The organism is Arhodomonas sp. KWT, from assembly GCF_010993615.1.
Map to the genome: position 1 here is coordinate 1 of NZ_WNXE01000842.1, position 730 is coordinate 730.

Below are 730 nucleotides of genomic sequence, written 5' to 3' on the forward strand. Positions count from 1 at the left end.
ACGCCGTGCCGGGTGAGGCAGTCGTTCGCGCCCTCGACGAGGCGGTCGACGATGAATGCGTTGAAGCGCGTCGCCACCAGGGCGATACGGGCGTCACGCGCGGTGAAGTCACCTTCTATCGTGTTCATTGGGTCCGGACCTGGCTGTCAGGGATGATGGCTTGGTTGCAGTCCTGGGGCTAGCGTTCGGGCTCGATGTACTCGACGACCTCCATGCCGAACCCGGAGAGGCCGTGCATCCGCTTCGGCGAGGAGAGCACGCGCATGCGGCGCACACCGAGATCGGTGAGGATCTGCGCGCCGACGCCGTAGGTGCGCAGGTCCTGGCTGGCCTCGCCCTCGGCGCGGCCGCCCTGGGTCTCGTCGATCTGGCCCGCCTGCAGGCGCTGGTAGTCGCGCATGCGCGCGAGCACGTCGGTGGCGTCACTGGGACGGCGCAGCATCACCACCACCGCCGTCTCCTCCTCGCCGAGCTGCTCCAGCGCCGGGCGCAAGGGCCAGCTCTGCTCCAGGCCGGTCGCGTCGAAGAGGTCGGAGAGGGTGTTCTGGATGTGCACGCGCACGAGCACCGGGTCCTCCGGGCGCGGACGCCCGCGCACCAGCGCGAAGTGCAGCGCCCCGTCGACCACGTCCTGGTAGGCGTACAGGTGGAAGCGCCCGTGGCTCGTGGGCAGCTCGCAGTCGGCGACCCGCTCGACCGTGCGCTCGTTGCGCACCCGGTAGGCGATGAG

Annotated in this window: 1 protein-coding gene and 1 pseudogene; both read right to left on the reverse strand. The window is 70.1% G+C overall.

Going from position 1 to position 730, the window contains the following annotated elements:
• A partial coding sequence (locus G7A99_RS22800; RefSeq protein ID WP_205600017.1) for a 6,7-dimethyl-8-ribityllumazine synthase occupies positions 1-128 on the reverse strand: 128 nt, incomplete at its 3' end.
• 50 nt (positions 129-178) lie between these two features.
• A pseudogene (locus G7A99_RS22805) lies at positions 179-730 on the reverse strand (bifunctional 3,4-dihydroxy-2-butanone-4-phosphate synthase/GTP cyclohydrolase II); the annotation flags it as partial.